The following is a 17,165-nucleotide window of genomic DNA, read 5'->3' as shown; positions in this document are numbered from 1 at the left end:
GGCCTGCTGGCCAGCCAGCCCTACGGCGTCAGAGGCATTTCAATTAGCGCACTCTCTGCGGCATCAAGCCGCGGCTCGTTGTCAGCCCAGGCGACCTCGCTTGACGCAATTCGCGGCGGTTCATTCATTGCTCATGAAATGGAACGTGCCCGGCCGGCGCGCGGTATACCGTTATCGCTGGCCAGACCCTCGGCTGCCCGCGCCTGAGAGACAATGCGCTCCCGCCTAGGTCGGAGCGAAACGTATGCCACACTTTTACTTCCACGTTCACAATAGCATTGAGGTTGAAGACGAAGTTGGCGTCGAGCATGCCAATCTTGATGCAGCCGTGACGTCCGGAATTATCGACGCGCGCCACCTCATGAGCGACGAAATCAAGAGCGTCGGCCGGATCTGCCTCAGTCACTACATCGAGATTTGCGATGCCAGCGGCATACAGATGCACATTGTGCGATATGGCGATTGCGTGGAGATCCTGCCGTAGCGCAACCATCTGCAGACTTTGCTCGATCGCTTTATTTTGAACGGCATGTGCCGATGCGGCTCGGTGCGCGTTTGATGAAGGCTCGCTAGCGTTGCGCGCTCCCAAGCGGGCCGATGTTCCCCAACATGTCGTCCTGCCCTCATGAAAGAACATCCATGTCCACGCCCGAAGATATGCAGGAAATCTACACCGACGAGCTGAAGGACCTTTGGTCCGCGAATGACCAGATGAGCCGCGCGCTCAAGAAGATCACCCCGAAGGCAAGCGATCCGGCTTTGAAGGAGATGCTCACCAATTCGCAGGCCGGCATCGCCAGACATACCGATGTGCTGAAGGAGCTTATCGCCGGACAGGACGAGAAGGTTTCCAAGGAGCACTGCAAGGGGATGGAGGGTCTCGTGACCGAGGCATCCAAGCATGTTCTGGAGGAAGGACCGAAGAAGGGTCCGCTGCTCGACGTCATCATCATCGCGCAATATCAGCGTATGACGCATTACGGCATCGCTGGCTTCGGTACCGCTGCGGCCTATGCGAAGGCTCTTGGTCTCAAGGATGACAACAAGAAGCTCCGCGATGCCACCAAGGAAATCTACGGTGGCGACGAATTTATGACGAAGCTCGCCGAAACGAGCGTTAACCTTCAGGCGGAAGACGCCTGATCGTCTTGTCCGCCGCCTCATGGCGGCGGGCACTACCGACTACGAAATCTTGCCGTCCGCTCTCTCTACTCGGCCCGAGGACTAAAGTGCCCAACGAGCAAATTCGCAATCGCAAAGCGGAACTTGATGCCGCACGCACGCTCAAAATGGCGCGTTCGACGCACGCCTATGTGCGTGGCAACACCGTCAAATTCTACGAATGGCTTGAAGCATCTCCCGTTGCGCAGCGGCTGCCGAAAGGTCCAGCAATCTGGATTTGCGGAGATTGTCATCTTGGGAACCTGGGACCGCTCAGCGACGGCAACGGCAACGTCGAGATTCAGATACGCGATCTGGATCAGACTGTGATCGGCAATCCCGCGCACGACCTCATTCGCCTGGGGCTTTCCCTGGCTACAGCCGCGCGCGGATCGGACTTGCCCGGCGTCACGACCGCGCGGATGATCGAAGAGATGGTCGACGGATATGAGCATGCGCTTGCTGAGCGTGATGAAGGCGATCCAGGGCCCGAACCAGACGTGGTAAGAACCGTGAAGCGGCAATCCGTGGGGCGGCGCTGGCGCCATCTGGCGCGCGAGCGAATTGACGACGCAGAACCGACGATCCCGCTCGGCAAGAAGTTTTGGGCGCTCGATCCAGAAGAGCGCGAGGCGCTCCAAAGCCTGTTCAAGGACCCAGAGATCAAGCAATCGATCCTATCGCTGGATGGCAAGGATCTCGATCGCGACTTGCGGCTGGTCGACGCTGCTTATTGGATGAAGGGTTGCAGCTCGCTCGGTCTGCTGCGCTACGCCGGAATTATCGCCATTCGTGGCGCGAAGGGGCGCGAGGATTTCGCGCTCATCGACCTGAAGGAGGCAACCGCACCGGCAGCTCCAATCGCGGACGGCGCGGACATGCCCAGGGATCCTGCGGAGCGCGTCGTGACAGGCGCTCGCGCGCTCTCGCCCTACCTTGGCGAGCGGATGATGGCAGCGAAGCTACTCGGCAAATCAGTGTTCATCCGTGAACTCGCGCCGCAGGATCTGAAGCTCGAAGTCGACCAGTTTACCGAGGGTCAGGCTGTGAAGGCGGCGCGCTATCTCTCCTATGTCGTCGGCAAAGCCCATGCGCGCCAGATGGACGCCGCGACCCGCACGGCCTGGCGCCGAAGCCTTCTCGACCATCGCCGCAGCGGAATCGAGGCTCCCTCATGGCTGTGGCAATCGGTGGTCGATCTGTCCGGTTCGCACGAGGCTGGATACCTTGAGCATTGCCGTCGCTACGCTTTGGATCGCGCGGCTTGAGACTCACGAGCGATCCAAGCGGGTCCAACGCTGAGGCGGAGCCGGAAATAATCACGGGCTCACGCGAGCAGCTACTCCATTTGCTCGCGGAAGCCGCTGAAATCGAGCACACGTTGATGTGCAGCTACCTCTATGCCGCCTTCAGCCTCAAGGGGTGTGGTGATGAAGGCCTTACTACAGAGCAGGCGGATGCCGTCGAACGCTGGCGGAAGTCGATCATGGACGTGGCGATCGAAGAAATGGGACACCTGCTGATCGTCGCCAATCTCACCATGGCTGTCGGCGGGCGCCCACACTTCGCGCGACCGAACTTCCCCGTGTCCCCCGGTTATTTTCCAGCGGCAGTGGTCGTTCGCCTCAGCGGTTTTTGTGAGCAGACGCTCGACCATTTCATTTTCCTGGAGCGTCCGCAGGGCGTCGAAGGCGAGGATGCAGACGCATTCGTCGAGGAAGCCTACTGCCGATCGCAGGCAAGGGTGGGGCTGATGCCGGCGCCCCAAGACTACGCCACCATCGGCCACCTCTACGACGCCATTCGCGCGAATATCCGCGCGCTTGCTGGGTCGCTCACCGAGCAGGGGCTTTTTCTCAGCGGAACCGCGGGCCAGCTCGGCGCGGATGACATCGAGATGGAAGGCGTAGACGTAATCGGCGACGTCGCCACGGCGATGCGCGGTATCGATCTTGTCGTCGAGCAGGGCGAGGGTTCCCCGTCCGATCGGGAGGACTCGCATTACAGGTCCTTTGTCGCAATCAAGTCAGAGCTTCACGAGCTTATGGCGGTCGACTCAGCCTTCGCGCCGGCTTGGTCGGTCGTAGACGATCCGGTTCTCCGCTGCCCTCCGGAGGGGAGCGCTGCATGTTTGATCGACGATCCCGCGGCGATACCGCTGCTCGATTTCGCCTGTGCGACCTACGGCTTGCTTCTGCGAACCCTCACGCAATGCTTTGGCCGAACCGGATCGAGCGCGCGGGATGATCGCAGTGCGTTGCTGGGCGTGTCCTTCACGCTGATGCATGCCCTCGCTGCTGCCGCCGGTGCTCTGGCAAAATGCCCGGCGGGAGCAAGCCATCCCGGGCTGAACGCTGGCATGACTTTCACGATGTTGCGCGGAGTCGAGCCGCTGTTGGGCGGGATCGTGGAGCAAACGATCATCAGGGAGCGACTAGCGGGCCTGGCGGACGGAAGCCTCAAGCTCGCTGGCCATTTGTCGCAGAACATAACCACGCAGCTTGGTAGCCTCGCGAGATCCTTTGTGTTGGGTCAATAAGCGTGGCCCCAGCCCTGCGTGATTGCAGCGTTCACGGCTATCACATTGAAGAGAAAACAAACCGACGTGGTCCCGGCAAGACGCATCGACCCGAGCTTCTCAGGACGGATTTGAATCAATCAATTCGCGGACCTTATTTGCCATGTCGGTCATCGCAAAGGGCTTGGTGATCACCGACATCCCCTCAGCAAGGTGACCGTTGCCGACGACGGCGTTCTCCGCGTACCCGGTGATGAACAAGACGCGCAGGTCGGGTCGGGTCTCCCGCGCGGCATCGGCCACCTGCCGTCCATTGAGGCCGCCTGGCAAACCGACGTCGGTCACCAGAAGGTCGATGCGAACGTCGGACTGAAGGACCTTCAATCCAGCTGAGCCGTCTTCGGCCGTCAGAACCTGATAACCATTGTCTTCCAACACCTCGGCCACGAGCATACGGATGGCGGGCTCGTCATCGATAACCAGTACGGTCTCGCCGGCTCCGCCATCGATCGATGCCACGTCGGGCATTTCGTCTTCGGTTTCCGTGCCGCTGAACCGGGGCAGATAAAGGCAAACCGTCGTGCCTTGGCCGACCTCCGAATAAATCCGGACCTGCCCGCCCGATTGCCTGACGAACCCGTAGACCATCGAAAGGCCGAGGCCCGTTCCCTGACCCAACGGCTTGGTCGTGAAGAACGGATCGAACACCTTCTCGACGATATCGGCGCTCATCCCGGAGCCGGTGTCGGTAACACACAGCGAAACATACTGCCCCGCCGGGAGATCCCGCTCTTTGCCAGTTCGATCATCGAGCCATCTATTAGCGGTCTCGATGGTGATGCGTCCGCCGGACGGCGCCATGGCATCGCGAGCATTGATGCAAAGGTTCAGAAGCGCATTTTCCAGCTGCGACGGGTCGAGCTTGGCGCGCCACAGGCCGCCAGCCTGCACGACCTCGATTTCGAAGTCCGGGCCGACCGAGCGCCTCAATAAATCTTCGAGGCCGGCGATAAGCTTGTTCGGATCAACGACCTTGGGATCGAGCGTTTGCCGACGCGAAAATGCCAGGAGCCGATGGGTCAGCGACGCGGCGCGCCGGGTCGCCTCCTGTGCCGTTCGAACATAGCGCTCGATATCGGATATCCGCCCCTGGCGGAGGCGAATGTCGAGAAGTTCGAGGCTCCCGCTGATCCCAGCGAGAAGGTTATTGAAGTCGTGGGCAATGCCACCCGTCAACTGGCCGACGGCTTCCATCTTTTGCGATTGGCGTAGAGCTTCCTGAGCCTGCTCGCGTTCGGCCGTCTCCGCCTCGAGAGCAGCTGTGCGTAACCGCACGAGCTCCTCCAGTTCGCTTCGAAAGCGGTGCTCGCTTTCTTGAAGCGCCGTTTGCGTCCGGTGTCGTTCGTCCAACTCGGCTGCCAGCTGCAACTGGCGCTGGCGCGCGCGGAGCGCGGACCGCGCGGCGCTGATCAAAGTTCGGGCGAAGCACGGCTTCTCGATCAGCGTGACGTTGCCCAAACCCGGGTAAGCGGTCGGTCCGTCGCCGGGCGGCAGACCATTCTCCGGACGATCCATCAGGACGATGATGGGCAAGTCCGACCAGCCCGGCTGCGCCTGAACCCACGTTTCCACTGCCGAGGCCATGGGCTCATCGAGAACTTCGCACGCGACGATGGCGACTCCCGCGCTGTCCAGCGTGACCTGGAACTCGGCCGCGTTGCTAGCGATCGCGGTTTCGATTTCAACGTTTTGCAAAATCTCCGCGATGACGGCTGCATCGCGGCCCTCGGGAGCGCAGATCAGCACTGGCCCACAAGGTCTCGGCATTACTCCTGACCAGGCCGCTCAACGAGGAGGGCGCCCTGTTCGCCGCTGTAGGTCGGCGAGCCCTGGAGCAATCCCCGGAAACGATCGAGCGGCTCACCAATCCGCACGCCGTTCTCAATCACATATTCCCGGATGGTCATCTCATGCACGCCGGTCCGCTTCTTGACCATCGAAACGGCCCGGCGGAGGCGTCCTCCGGCTTCGAAGAAGCGAAGCAGCAGGATCGCATCGGCAAGGTAGGTCATATCGACCGGCGCTGTCGTCTCTCCGATCAATCCGTGTTGCGCGAGCACCAGTATGGTGGCGACCCCATGCTGGTTGAGATACATTAGGAGCTCATGCATCTGCAGCAGCATGAACCGTTCTTCCGGCATAGCGTGAAGGTACCCGCCGAGGCTGTCCAGCACGACCATCTTCGCCTGCTTCTCCTCGACGGATTCGCGGACCATGCCGGCAAGCTCGCCGGGACTGAGCTCGGCAGGATCGACCTGCCGCATCATCAGCTGACCCGATTCCAGGTAGGGCGCCAGGTTCATGCCAAGTCCGGCGCAGCGCTTTAGAAAGACGCGCTGAGACTCATCGAAGTTGAAGAAGACGACGGGCTCCCCGCGATCGAGCGCCGAAAGCGTGACTCGCGCCGCAAGGGTCGATTTGCCCGCACCGGAGGGACCAAGCAACAGGAGGTTCGTGCCACGATCGATTCCGCCACCCATCATCGTGTCCAGCTCGGCCACGCCGGTGCCGACCATTTCTTCGCTGTCGAACGCGTCGGGATGCTCGGCCGCGACAAGTCTCGGGAATACGACGAGGCCACCGCGCTCGATCGCGAAATCGTGATACCCGCCCCGATATTTGACCCCACGCATTTTGATGATGCGCAGACGGCGCCGCTCAGCGCCAAACTCCTTGGAAAGCTGCTCCAGGCTGACCACGCCGTGAGCGACACTATGAACGTTAAGGCCGTGAACTTCATAGTTCAGGTCATCGAGCATCAGCACGGTGCATTCCTGCTGCAGGAAAGCCTGCTTCAGCGCGATGAGCTGTCGCCGGTAACGCAGCGCTCCTTGGGTCAGGAGGCGGATTTCTGAAAGGCTATCGAGAACGACACGGGCCGGCTTTACCCGTTCGATTTCAGCGAGGATTGTCCGAAGCGTGTCGCCCTGTTCCAGATCCGCCGTGTGAATCACGCTTTGCAGTCGCTTGGGATCCTGGCTCAGCTCCGGCGGCGTGAACGCGAGGATGTCGAGGTCGCCGAGTTCCCAGCCGTGGGATTTCGCGACGGCCAGGATTTCGCGCTTGGTTTCGGCAAGCGTGATGTAAAGCGCACTCTCGCCGTTCCTGATCCCCTCCAGAAGAAACTGCAGCGCGAGAGTCGTCTTGCCGCTTCCCGGCGCGCCCTCGAGCAGGTGGACACGACTTGACGGGAAACCGCCCCGGAGCACCTCGTCCAATCCGGGCAGCCCCGAGCTGATCGGCGTCGCATCGTCGTCCAAATCTTCCGATATATCGCGATCCATGAGTCCCCCGACGGTTAAAGCACCACTTCGGAGTCGCGCCTTACGACGGGTTATCATAAGGTTAGGAGCGCGTATCCAAAATTGTCAGGACGTCCCGACACGAGCCTAAAAAACCGCAGCACTACTTCGACGAACCACGAGGGCGCTGCCCTGATCATAACCGCACGGATGCTGGTCACGTTCGCCACGACATTGCCCTCGTCGATAGGCTGCGAAAGGTCACCGACCAACGCGGCTGGTCGATCGGCGCGATGCTATGCTCCCAATCATGCCGCACCTCGCCGGTGAGGTGATAGATCGACCGCGGTGCCAGCGGCACGCCGATCCGCTCGAACCCCTTGGCCGTTCGCTGCCGAAAACGCATCGTCGCTTCCGAACCGAGCGACAGGCCCACGACGTGCTCGAATACCGGCCGATCCTTATGCCAGCCGATCCCGGCGCCGGGATCGTAGCGGATCAGCAGCGCCTGCACGAACTCGGTCGGACCGAGCCCAGCAAAGTGTGCGGCTTTCGCGCGGTACGGCATCAGCCATTCCGGAAGCGGCTCAGCCGGGCTGAAACGTCCGGATTCGAAATCATAGCGCCAGCCGTAGCTGTGGGTCAGCCGTTTGCCGGTCCATTGTTGAAATCGGAACGGGCTCAGCTCGGCGCTATCGATCCGGTCGATTAAGGCGTGCTCCTCACCCTCGCTGAGCAGCGCTTCCTGATAATCGAGGCCGGGAATAAGCGGCGTGGCAAACAGATCGGCGGTCGCCGCTCTCACCACGGGATCTCGTCGTCGATCAAGTCGGCGATCTCGGCATCGCTAGTCCGCCCGCCAGCGGCCGATGGATTATCCCGGCTGGAGACGATAGCTTGCGGACCCGGCCAGAAGCGGATGCCGGCCGCGGCGCGGCGGCGCAGGTCCGCTACGATCAACGCGACCATTTCCGGTTCACCGTCATAGCTCGCCGCGCTCTTCTCAAGCGAATCCGCCATTGCCGTCGGCTCGACATCAGGCATCTCGCGCAATGCCTCATCGGCCTCGCTCCGCGCCCAGAATTCCGGCGTGTCCCACAAGCGACTCATGGTCATCTCCTCTCGGGCTCTCACAGCGCGAGCATCGGCTGGACGGCGCTCGCGCCGATCTCTTGGACGATGAAGGTGCGCGCCGGCAGCGTCTCGAGCAGGTCGATCTCGGGGACGGTGCGGTCAAGCCACTGCATGACCTGGCGGCGGTGGATGATCGCGCCGTGCCGATCCTGATAACGCGCGACCTCGGGATTGGCGGCGACGGTGACGACACGATAGCAGAGCGGCCACTCGCCCATCGCCGGCTCCCAGACGCCAGCGAGATAGAAGTGATTCCCGCCGTCGAGCGTCACACGGTAGCGCTTGTCGCCGACCGTCATGTGAAATTCGCTCGCCGGGATCAGGCAGCGATGACTCGGGAAGCTCTGCCCTTCCGACCGCACGAAACGATAGGCGACGCCGTCACTGAAGCGCGGGTTTGATCCCCATGTGGCTTCGACCATTTCGATTTCGCTGGCATCGTCCGGATTTCGCCGGATGATGGCGCGGCGGCTCCCGAGCGGAGCATCCGAATCGAAGGGCGTGGCCGAGTCCATGCTTGGAACATAATGTGAACGACGATGAGTCGCAAGGAAGGCTAAGCGTCTCGTGTGCAACGATTATAGGCTGGAAGTCGACATCGCCTCGATCGTCGAGGACTTCTCCGACTTGAAGATCAAGATCAAAATGCCCGAGGGGACGCCCAACGTCGCGGCGCGGGAGGACATCAAGATCAGCGACACCGCGCCGATCGTACGCGGTGTTGAAGGCGAGCGCGGTACAGGTGAGCTGGTCAATCGCAAGTGGAGCTGGCCGGGCCAGGGCGGCAAGCCGGTCTACAACTTTCGCTCGGACGGGCGCGAGTTCGCTAGCGGCCGCTGCCTGATCCTGGCAGACGGTTTCTACGAGTTCACCGATCCGCTGCCCGGACAGAAGCGCAAGACTAAGTGGCTATTCACGCTGAAAGATCACGACTGGTTCTGTATCGCCGGCATCTGGCGCGCCGACCCCAAGTTCGGCCAAGCCTTCACGATGCTGACGACCGAGCCCGGCGAAGATGTCGCACCCTTCCACCATCGCCAGATCATCCCGCTGCCGCGCGAGCGCTGGGCGGACTGGCTCGATCCCACCGTGCCGGCGCAGGAGGTGCTCGGCGTCCTGCCCAAAGGCAGCTTGCCGGTCACGCGGGTGTTCCCGCCGGAGGCAGCGCAAGGAACGCTAGTCTGATGCCCGACCTCCATTCTCTCGATCGCTTCGTCGAGGCGCAGACGCTTGCCTATCCCACGGTACTCGCCGAGATCCGCCGCGGCGCCAAGCGCTCACATTGGATGTGGTTCATCTTTCCGCAGATCGCCGGGCTTGGCCAAAGCGCCACGGCGCGCCATTTCGCGATTCGCTCGCTCGAAGAGGCGCGCGCCTATCTCGATCACCCGATTCTCGGGCACCGCTATGTCGAGTGCGTGGAAGCGCTGCAGGATCTGACGATCAGCGATCCGGTCGCGGTGTTTGGCGGCATCGATGCGACGAAGCTGCGATCCTCGCTCACCTTGTTCGAGGCCGCGCGCCCTCAGGCCCTGTTCGCCGCCGCGCTCGATCGCTGGTTCGGTGGCGAGCGCGATGCGCTGACGCTTTCACTCATCGGCGACGACGAGGCGGCCTGATTGTTTTATGGAGGCTTGCTTTCCATCGCCATGACCACTTGGTCCGCGAGAACTTAAATCCTGCTGTCGCGTTTTACGCTCCAAAGGAGCGTGTCATGGCCAAGCTGTCCAAATCCGATCGCGATGCTCTTCCGAAGAGCAAATTCGCCGAGCCTGAAAAGCGTGCCTACCCGATCGAGAACGAGGCCCACGCTAAGAACGCGAAGGCGCGCGCGAGCCAGGCGGTTAAGGCCGGGCGCATGTCGAAGGCCGAAGAGGCCAAGATCGACAAGAAGGCTGACGCGGTCATCAAGAAGTGACGGACCAGCAATTGACGGACGCCATCAACGTCAATGAAGCGACTGCCGAGGAATTGGACTCGGTCGCTGCGCTGTGCGGACATGGGTTCGAGATCGTGCGCTACCGTGAGGAGCGCGGCGGTTTCACCGCGCTGCGACAGCTTGATGAGGTGCCGGGCTCTCGGGCAAACTGAGCGACGCAGACCGCGCGGCGCTGACCGTCTGACCCGATTTTGTCAGCTTCGGCCGAGCCGACGGGAATTGGCGGTGGCGCGGCCGTGGACGGGCGCCAGCGCGTTGGTCGGCATGGCGAGGAGCGTGGCGGCGATCTCCAGATTGCGTTCGAAGATGCCGGTCCACTCGGAAAACCCGAGGAATTGACCGCCCGACAGCTTACCCAGCGCGCGCGCGTTGGCCTCGGAAGCGCGCCGGATGCTGCCCTGCGCGGTCGTGATCGATCGACCCGACCTACCGAAGGCGTCGGTCTTCTCGCTGACCATCCGCGAAAGTTCGGTGTGATTGGCGGTGAGCGGGCTCAGCCAGGCGGCGGCGATCATCGGCATCCGGGTATCGACGACATGCGCCGCGCTCGTCATCGTCTCCATCCAGTCGCTCGACAGCTTGGCCATCGTCAGCGGCCACATCCAGAGCGCCATTCCATTATCGATTGCCGTGGCCATGCGAACCTCCATGCTGCACTGCAACAACGCGCAGCGGACAGTTCGGTTCGAGGCTCCGAAAGTAAATCGGACAGTATTTTTCAAATACTTGGCGCCGCCTTTGCTTCTGGCGGGTTAAAGCTTGATGTCCCCGTCAACCGAACGCTTCGCGGTCGTCGTCGATGACGACGCGCTGATCCTCATGCTCGCCAGCGACATTCTCGCTGACGCGGGCTTTCACACGCTCGAAGCGTCGTCCGGCGACGACGCGAAAGACGTGATCGAGCGACACTCCGAAGGCACGATCCTGCTGTTCACCGATGTCGAGATGCCCGGCTCGACCAATGGGTTCGAGCTGGCGCGCTACGTCGCCGAGCGGTGGCCCGAGATCGAGATCATAATCGCCAGCGGCAGGATCGCGCCGGCGGATGGCGACATGCCGGACAAGGCGACCTTTCTCAGCAAGCCGTTCAGCGCGGACATCGTGCGCGACCATCTCCGCCACAAGCTTCCCGACGACAAAAAACCAGATCCACTTAATCAGGACACATAGACGGTCGATCCTGAGCCTCGGATTCACGCCGCTTGACGAAACCTCCGATGAGTCGGAACATATGGCGAACAAGTGAGTCGATGTTGTCCGATGTCCGCCCAACCGTCGCCCATCGATCGGCCTTGCGCCGATCAGCTCGCTGCGCTTCGCGCACAGCTCGCGCAGGCCCAGAGCCAGCGCGGGCCCGCGCTGGCGTTCGGACTCGCGGCGCTCGATGATCGGCTTGCCGATCACGGACTAGACGGGGCCGGCCTGCACGAGATCGCGGCGGCCACCGCCGCGCTGAGCGCCGATGCGGCCGCGACGTTGTTCGCCGCCGGCATCGCAGCGCGATTCGCCAACCAGCCGGGTTTCACCGTCTTGTGGGCGCTGACCCGGTTCGATCTTTACGCGCCTGGCCTCGAACAAATCGGTCTGGGTCCCGACCGTATCCTCTACGCGCAGGGCCGCAAGGACGCCGACGTGCTGGCGATGGCCGAAGACGCGCTGCGCGATGGCTCGGTCGCCTGCGTCATCGCCGAGGTGAAAGCGGCGGACCAGACCGCGACACGGCGACTCCAGCTCGCGGCATCCGACGGCAGGACGCCGATGCTGCTCTATCGACGCCATCGATCGCGTGACCGCTGCCCACTCGAGCAGCCGTCCTCGGCCATGACCCGTTGGCGGATCGGCTGCGTCTCCTCCGAGCGGCTGGGTTATCCCGGTGTCGGCCGGGCTCGCTGGTCGGTCGAGCTGGTCCGCCAGCGCAACGGCAATCCCTTCTCCCTCGAACTTGACGCATGTGATGACCAGGGTCGCCTCGCTCTACCTGCCGCACCTCGCCATAGAGCGATTGCGCAGGTCGGAGCGGCCAGCCAAGCCGCCTGAGGCGCCGCCGGCCCTCGCACAATCGAGATTCTCGACGCCGATTGACGACGATCCCGGCGCCTGCTCGGTGCCGCGTGGCGGCGGATGGCGGCCGGGCGCACGTTGGGCGCTCGCCGATCATGGCGCCGCGGCGTGGCCGCAGGGCGGTGCGAGCGGTGGAAAGCCGACCCAGAGCGAAATCGACGCGCTGCCCGCGCACCAGCGCCCGACCATGCGCGAGATGGGCCGGCGGAGCGAAGCCGCCGACAATCCCTTCAAGGCGATGCCGCCTGACGAAGGCGCTCCCGGCTACGCGCCTGCCATCCAGCTGCCGCTGATCGCAACCTGGGCGCGACCGACGATCCTGATCGAGCGCATGGGACAGCGCGATGTCGTCACCGCCGTCTGTCCGGTAGCCCTGGAGTTGGGCCTGCGTCCAGGCATGGCGGCGGCCCATGCCCGCGCGCTCGTCACCGATCTCGACGTCCGCGACGCCGAACAGGACCAGGATCGCGCACTGCTCGACCGGCTTGCGCTGCACGCGGTCGGGCGCTGGACGCCGACCGCGAGCGTCGCCGGCCCGGATGGCCTCTGGCTCGATCTCACCGGCACGACCCACCTGTTCGGCGGCGAGGCGCGCTTCTGCCGGCGGTTGCTCCGCTTCCTTCACCGTCTCGGCTTCACCGCCAGCATCGCCATCGCCGGCACGCCCGGCGCCGCGCACGCACTGGCGCGCTATGGCGGCGATCCCATCACCATCCTCCCTCCCGGCCAGGAAACCCGGGCGATCGCCGAACTGCCGCTAGCGGCGCTGCGCCTGACGGCCGAGGCACTGACCTCCGCCGCGCGGTTCGGACTGGAGCGCGTCGCCGATCTCTACCCGATCGCGCGCGGGCCGCTCGCGCGCCGGCTCGGCACGGCGACCGTGACGCGGCTGGATCAGGCGCGAGGGGCCGTAGCCGAACCGATCGTCCCCGTCGTGCCGTTCGAGGAACCGCGCGTCGAACGCCGCTTGCTCGAACCGATCGCCACCGCCGAAGCCATAAGCCAGGTCATCGGCGATCTCGTCGACGATATGGTGGTCCTGCTTCAGGCGCGCGAACTTGGCCTGCGCGCCGCTGTCCTCACCTGCCTGCGCGTCGACGGCGTCGAGCAGCGGATTGGGCTCGGCGCCGCCAAGGCGACGCGTGACGCCAAGCACCTCAAGCGCATGTTCGCGTTGCGGATCGAGCGGATCGAGCCCGATCTCGGCATCGAGGCGATGGCGCTTGCTGCGCCCCGCGTCGAAGATCTCATGCCGGTGTCGCTCGCGACGGGGCTCGCCGGACCCAGCGTGCCCGACCTTGCGCCGTTGGTCGATCAGCTTGCCGGTCGCGCCGGCGACGCCGCGCTGTTTCGCATAGGCGCGCAGGAAAGCGATGTTCCCGAGCGCGCCATCATCCGCACCGATGCGCTCGCTTGCCCGACCGGCTGGCCGATCTGGAAGCGACCCGTGCGGATGCTGCGACGGCCGGAGCTGCTGTCCAACGTGGTGGCGCTTTTGCCCGATCACCCGCCGCGCCGGTTCGTCTGGCGCGGCACCGCCTACCACGTGGTCGCGGGCGACGGCCCCGAACGCATTCACGGCGAATGGTGGCGTAAGCCCCAAGAGATGTGGGCAGTGCGTGATTATTTCCGCGTCGAGACCGAGGATGGCGAGCGTTTCTGGCTGTTCCGGCGCGGCGACGGCGTCGAGGGCAACACTGGCGATCTCAGCTGGTATATGCACGGGCTGTTCGGGTGATGGCCGACACCGCCACCACCTATGTCGAGCTGCAAGTCACCAGCCACTTCTCCTTCCTGCGGGGAAGCTCGTCGCCGGAGGAGCTGTTCGCCGCCGCCGCGCTGCTTGGTCACACCGTGCTCGGTCTCGCCGACTGGGGCAGTGTCGCTGGCGTTGTACGCGGCTGGGACGGCCAGAAGGCGACGAGCGTCCGGATGATCCCCGGTGCGCGGGTCGCGCTCACCGACGGCCGCGCGCTGTTGCTGTATCCGACTGATCGCACAGCGTGGTCGCGGCTGACCGGCTTGCTGTCGGCCGGCAAGGCGCGCGGCGGCAAGGGCTGCTGCATTCTCGACTGGAACGACGTCGCCGCCCATGCTGACGGGCTGGTCGCGATCCTGTTGCCCGATCTGCCCGACGATACGACCGCAGGCCATCTCGGCAATCTGCGCGAGGTATTCGGGTCGCGTGGCTATCTCGCGCTGTCGCTTCGGCGGCGGCCCGACGACGCCGAACGGCTGCACAGGCTCGATGCTCTCGCGCGCGCCGCCGGCGTGTGCAGCGTCGCGACCGGTGACGTGCTGTATCACGCACCCGAAGCACGGCCGCTGCAGGACGTGATGACCGCGATCCGCGAGAAGACTACCATCGACGCGCTGGGGTTCAGGCGCGAGCGGTTCATGGACCGTAATCTGAAGTCGCCTGCGGAAATGGAACGCCGGTTCGCGGCGTTTCCCGACGCGATCCAGGCGAGCGCCGATATCGCCAGCCAATGCCGGTTCGACCTTGGCGAGATCCAGTATCAATATCCCTATGAGGAGGTGATGGCGGGCCGCACGGCGCAGGAGGCGCTGGCCTGCCTAACCGAAGAAGGCGCGACCCGCATGTTCCCCGACGGGTTGCCGGCCAAATATCGCGACCAAATCGACCACGAATTGAAGCTGATCGATCGACTCGGCTACGCGCCCTATTTCTTGACGGTCAACGCGATCGTTGCCGAGAGCCGCCGGCGCGGCATCCTCTGCCAGGGTCGGGGCTCGGCGGCCAATAGCTGCGTCTGTTATCTGCTCGGCATCACGTCGATCGATCCGATCAAGCACGAGCTGCTGTTCGAGCGATTCGTCTCCGGCGAGCGCAAGGAGCCGCCCGACATCGACGTCGACTTCGAGCATGAGCGTCGCGAAGAAATCATCCAATGGATTTACGAGACCTACGGTCGGCATCGCTCGGCGCTGACGGCGGTCGTCACCCGCTATCGCACCCGCGGCGCGGTCGCCGAGGTGGGCAAGGCGCTCGGGCTACCGCGCGATCTGACTAAGATGCTCACCGGGCTGGTGTGGGGCTGGTCGGTCGACGGCATCACCGACGAGCAGATCGCCAGCCTGAACCTCAATGCCGAGGATCACCGGCTCAAGCTGACGCTCAAGCTCGCCCGCCAGCTGATCGGCTCGCCGCGCCATCTGTCGCAGCATCCCGGCGGGTTCGTGCTGACCCAGGCACGGCTCGACGATCTCGTGCCGATCGAGCCGGCGCGAATGGAAGACCGCCAGATCATCGAATGGGATAAGGACGATATCGACGCGCTGAAATTCATGAAGGTCGACGTGCTGGGCCTCGGCATGCTCGGCTGCATGAACCGGGCCTTCAACCTGCTTGAAGAAATGAAGGGCATCCGGGTCGGCATGGCCGACCTGCAGGACGACGATCCGGACGTCTATGCCATGATCCAGAAGGCGGACACGCTCGGTGTCTTCCAGATCGAAAGCCGCGCGCAGATGTCGATGCTGCCGCGCATGAAGCCCAAGGAATTCTACGATCTCGTCATCGAGGTCGCGATCGTGCGGCCCGGACCGATCCAGGGCGACATGGTCCATCCCTATCTGCGTCGCCGCGAGGGCAAGGAGAAGCCGGAATATCCGCGGCCCGAGGTACGCGCGGTGCTCGAAAAGACACTCGGCGTGCCGCTGTTCCAGGAGCAGGCGATGAAGGTCGCCATCGTCGGCGCGGGGTTCACCGCGGTCGAGGCAGACCAGCTCCGCCGCGCGATGGCCACGTTCAAGCTGACCGGCGGGGTCAGCCATTTCTTCGACAAGCTGGTCGGCGGCATGATCGCGCGCGGCTATCCCAAGGATTTCGCCGAGCGGACGTTCAAGCAGATCGAGGGCTTCGGTTCTTACGGCTTTCCCGAGAGCCACGCCGCCAGTTTCGCCAAGATCGCCTATGCGAGCTGCTGGATGAAACATCATCATCCCGACGTGTTCTGCGCAGCGCTGCTCAACGCCCAGCCGATGGGATTCTACGCCCCCGCGCAGATCGTCGCCGACGCCCGCAAGCACGGCGTCGAGGTCCGGCCGGTGTCGATCAACGATAGTCATTGGGATTGCACGCTGGAACCGGCACGCGGCCGCTACATGGCGGTGCGGCTAGGGTTTCGGCAGGTGCGCGGGCTCGCCAACATCCATGGTGCCGCGATCGCCGGCGCACGTGGGCCGACGGCGTTCGAAAGCGTCGAGGAGGTCTGGCGGCGCAGCGGCGTGCCGCGTGCCGCGATCGAGCGGCTGGCGGAGGCGGACGCCTTTCACGTCATTGCCGACGATCGCCGGCAGGGACTGTGGAAGGTGAAGGGATTGGGCGAAGCACCGCTGCCGCTCTTCGCTGCCGCCGACGAGCGCGAGGAGCGGTTCTCACCCGAAGCGCTGGAGCCGTCAGTCGCGCTACATGCGATGACCGCCGGGCGGGAGGTCGTGGAGGACTATCGCTCGACGCAGCTATCGCTGCGCGGTCATCCGGTCGCGTTCCTGCGCGATCAGCTCAGCGCAATGAACATCGTCCGGTGCGCCGATCTCACCTCGATCCGCGACGGGCGCAATGTCGAGGTCGCCGGAGTCATCCTCGTCCGCCAGCGACCGGGCTCGGCCAAGGGCGTGCTGTTCGTGACGATCGAGGATGAGACCGGCATCGCCAACGGCATCATCTGGCCCGACCGATTCGAGATTTACCGCCGGCAGGTCATGTCGGCATCGATGATCGCGATGCGGGGGCGTCTCCAGAAGGAAGGCGAGGTCATCCACATCATCTGCGACCGTATCGTCGATCATGACGACATGCTGCGCTCGATCGGGCGCATGGAGTTCAGCGTGGCCCCAGGCCGCGGCGACGGGGCGAAGAACGGCGGCGGTCCCGATCCGCGCGATCCGACCTGGCCGCCCCGTGGGCGGACGTTGTCCTATCCACCATTCAATACCGTTCCCGACGAAGAGGAAATGTTGCGAATCCGCAGTCACGACTTCCACTGATTGTTGGTCAAGGGCGGCGCTCGAAGCCGTGCGATGA

General features: G+C 63.8%; 17 protein-coding genes and 1 pseudogene. 11 read left to right on the top strand and 7 right to left on the bottom strand.

Translation table 11 applies throughout. The features are described 5' to 3' along the window. Positions 1 to 124: 124 nt before the first annotated feature. Positions 125 to 589, bottom strand: coding sequence for a hypothetical protein (locus K8P63_RS21100; protein ID WP_223797001.1), 465 nt, complete (start codon positions 587 to 589; stop codon positions 125 to 127). 50 nt (positions 590 to 639) lie between these two features. Between K8P63_RS21100 and K8P63_RS15950 the strand changes: the two genes are divergently transcribed. From K8P63_RS15950 to K8P63_RS15940, 3 genes are all read left to right on the top strand, one after another. Next, positions 640 to 1,143 carry a YciE/YciF ferroxidase family protein gene (locus K8P63_RS15950; RefSeq protein ID WP_223797000.1) on the top strand — a complete coding sequence of 168 codons (504 nt, stop codon included), beginning with the start codon at positions 640 to 642 and terminating at the stop codon, positions 1,141 to 1,143. A gap of 86 nt (positions 1,144 to 1,229) precedes the next feature. Continuing rightward, the gene (locus tag K8P63_RS15945; protein ID WP_223796999.1) at positions 1,230 to 2,429 is read left to right on the top strand and encodes a DUF2252 family protein; all 1,200 of its coding nucleotides are present in this window, start codon (positions 1,230 to 1,232) and stop codon (positions 2,427 to 2,429) included. Positions 2,430 to 2,509: 80 nt separating this feature from the next. Continuing rightward, positions 2,510 to 3,700, top strand: a complete 1,191-nt coding sequence (locus K8P63_RS15940; RefSeq protein WP_223796998.1) for a ferritin-like domain-containing protein — start codon at positions 2,510 to 2,512, stop codon at positions 3,698 to 3,700. A gap of 99 nt (positions 3,701 to 3,799) precedes the next feature. Here K8P63_RS15940 and K8P63_RS15935 read toward each other — a convergent pair. The 5 genes and pseudogenes from K8P63_RS15935 to K8P63_RS15915 all read right to left on the bottom strand — a co-directional run. After that, positions 3,800 to 5,104 (bottom strand): annotated as a pseudogene (locus K8P63_RS15935) (ATP-binding protein); the annotation flags it as partial. A gap of 401 nt (positions 5,105 to 5,505) precedes the next feature. Next, positions 5,506 to 7,023 (bottom strand): ATPase domain-containing protein, encoded by a 1,518-nt coding sequence (locus K8P63_RS15930; RefSeq protein WP_223796997.1) that lies wholly within the window; start codon positions 7,021 to 7,023, stop codon positions 5,506 to 5,508. A gap of 175 nt (positions 7,024 to 7,198) precedes the next feature. Next, a complete protein-coding gene (locus K8P63_RS15925) occupies positions 7,199 to 7,786 on the bottom strand; it encodes an alpha-ketoglutarate-dependent dioxygenase AlkB (protein ID WP_223796996.1) in 588 nt (195 codons plus the stop codon). After that, on the bottom strand, positions 7,783 to 8,082 hold the full coding sequence (locus tag K8P63_RS15920) for a hypothetical protein (RefSeq protein ID WP_223796995.1): 300 nt from the start codon (positions 8,080 to 8,082) through the stop codon (positions 7,783 to 7,785). The genes K8P63_RS15925 and K8P63_RS15920 overlap by 4 nt, the downstream gene beginning before the upstream one ends. A gap of 29 nt (positions 8,083 to 8,111) precedes the next feature. Next, positions 8,112 to 8,537 carry an SOS response-associated peptidase family protein gene (locus K8P63_RS15915; RefSeq protein WP_223796994.1) on the bottom strand — a complete coding sequence of 142 codons (426 nt, stop codon included), beginning with the start codon at positions 8,535 to 8,537 and terminating at the stop codon, positions 8,112 to 8,114. Between the two features lie 145 nt (positions 8,538 to 8,682). Between K8P63_RS15915 and K8P63_RS15910 the strand changes: the two genes are divergently transcribed. The 4 genes from K8P63_RS15910 to K8P63_RS15895 all read left to right on the top strand — a co-directional run bounded on the left by K8P63_RS15910 (position 8,683) and on the right by K8P63_RS15895 (position 10,206). After that, positions 8,683 to 9,300, top strand: a complete 618-nt coding sequence (locus K8P63_RS15910; RefSeq protein ID WP_223796993.1) for an SOS response-associated peptidase — start codon at positions 8,683 to 8,685, stop codon at positions 9,298 to 9,300. Continuing rightward, positions 9,300 to 9,734 (top strand): DUF1810 domain-containing protein, encoded by a 435-nt coding sequence (locus tag K8P63_RS15905; RefSeq protein WP_223796992.1) that lies wholly within the window; start codon positions 9,300 to 9,302, stop codon positions 9,732 to 9,734. Before K8P63_RS15910 ends, K8P63_RS15905 begins: the two co-directional genes overlap by 1 nt. Before the next feature lie 95 nt (positions 9,735 to 9,829). Next, entirely contained in the window at positions 9,830 to 10,033 is a 204-nt protein-coding gene (locus K8P63_RS15900; RefSeq protein ID WP_223796991.1) for a hypothetical protein, read from the top strand. 11 nt (positions 10,034 to 10,044) lie between these two features. After that, a complete protein-coding gene (locus K8P63_RS15895) occupies positions 10,045 to 10,206 on the top strand; it encodes a ComEA family DNA-binding protein (RefSeq protein ID WP_223796990.1) in 162 nt (53 codons plus the stop codon). Positions 10,207 to 10,248: 42 nt separating this feature from the next. Here the strand turns inward: K8P63_RS15895 and K8P63_RS15890 are convergent, their stop codons facing one another. Then, the gene (locus tag K8P63_RS15890; RefSeq protein ID WP_223796989.1) at positions 10,249 to 10,692 is read right to left on the bottom strand and encodes a hypothetical protein; all 444 of its coding nucleotides are present in this window, start codon (positions 10,690 to 10,692) and stop codon (positions 10,249 to 10,251) included. Positions 10,693 to 10,816: 124 nt separating this feature from the next. Here K8P63_RS15890 and K8P63_RS15885 point away from each other — a divergent pair, with 124 nt between their 5' ends. From K8P63_RS15885 to K8P63_RS15870, 4 genes are all read left to right on the top strand, one after another. Beyond that, the gene (locus tag K8P63_RS15885; protein ID WP_223796988.1) at positions 10,817 to 11,224 is read left to right on the top strand and encodes a response regulator; all 408 of its coding nucleotides are present in this window, start codon (positions 10,817 to 10,819) and stop codon (positions 11,222 to 11,224) included. A gap of 90 nt (positions 11,225 to 11,314) precedes the next feature. Then, entirely contained in the window at positions 11,315 to 12,091 is a 777-nt protein-coding gene (locus tag K8P63_RS15880; protein ID WP_223796987.1) for an ImuA family protein, read from the top strand. Further along, positions 12,009 to 13,853, top strand: coding sequence for a DUF6504 family protein (locus tag K8P63_RS15875; protein ID WP_317629316.1), 1,845 nt, complete (start codon positions 12,009 to 12,011; stop codon positions 13,851 to 13,853). The genes K8P63_RS15880 and K8P63_RS15875 overlap by 83 nt, the downstream gene beginning before the upstream one ends. Then, positions 13,853 to 17,128: an error-prone DNA polymerase gene (locus K8P63_RS15870; RefSeq protein WP_223796986.1), complete on the top strand. Its 3,276-nt coding sequence runs from the start codon at positions 13,853 to 13,855 to the stop codon at positions 17,126 to 17,128. The genes K8P63_RS15875 and K8P63_RS15870 overlap by 1 nt, the downstream gene beginning before the upstream one ends. Positions 17,129 to 17,165: the final 37 nt, after the last annotated feature.

The sequence above is a fragment of the Sphingomonas nostoxanthinifaciens genome (genome assembly GCF_019930585.1).
Lineage (GTDB): Bacteria > Pseudomonadota > Alphaproteobacteria > Sphingomonadales > Sphingomonadaceae > Sphingomonas_I > Sphingomonas_I nostoxanthinifaciens.
Note: the sequence above shows the minus strand (reverse complement) of the source record. Positions and strands in the feature narration are given on the sequence as shown.

Excerpts from the sequence above, each read along its gene's own strand:
- K8P63_RS15885 (WP_223796988.1), top strand. The coding sequence starts at position 10,817 with ATGTCCCCGTCAACCGAACGCTTCGCGGTCGTCGTCGATGACGACGCG.
- K8P63_RS15950 (WP_223797000.1), top strand. The coding sequence starts at position 640 with ATGTCCACGCCCGAAGATATGCAGGAAATCTACACCGACGAGCTGAAG.
- K8P63_RS15915 (WP_223796994.1), bottom strand. The coding sequence starts at position 8,537 with ATGGTCGAAGCCACATGGGGATCAAACCCGCGCTTCAGTGACGGCGTC.
- K8P63_RS15875 (WP_317629316.1), top strand. The coding sequence starts at position 12,009 with ATGACCAGGGTCGCCTCGCTCTACCTGCCGCACCTCGCCATAGAGCGA.
- K8P63_RS15870 (WP_223796986.1), top strand. The coding sequence starts at position 13,853 with ATGGCCGACACCGCCACCACCTATGTCGAGCTGCAAGTCACCAGCCAC.
- K8P63_RS15900 (WP_223796991.1), top strand. The coding sequence starts at position 9,830 with ATGGCCAAGCTGTCCAAATCCGATCGCGATGCTCTTCCGAAGAGCAAA.
- K8P63_RS15890 (WP_223796989.1), bottom strand. The coding sequence starts at position 10,692 with ATGGCCACGGCAATCGATAATGGAATGGCGCTCTGGATGTGGCCGCTG.
- K8P63_RS15930 (WP_223796997.1), bottom strand. The coding sequence starts at position 7,023 with ATGGATCGCGATATATCGGAAGATTTGGACGACGATGCGACGCCGATC.
- K8P63_RS15880 (WP_223796987.1), top strand. The coding sequence starts at position 11,315 with ATGTCCGCCCAACCGTCGCCCATCGATCGGCCTTGCGCCGATCAGCTC.
- K8P63_RS15905 (WP_223796992.1), top strand. The coding sequence starts at position 9,300 with ATGCCCGACCTCCATTCTCTCGATCGCTTCGTCGAGGCGCAGACGCTT.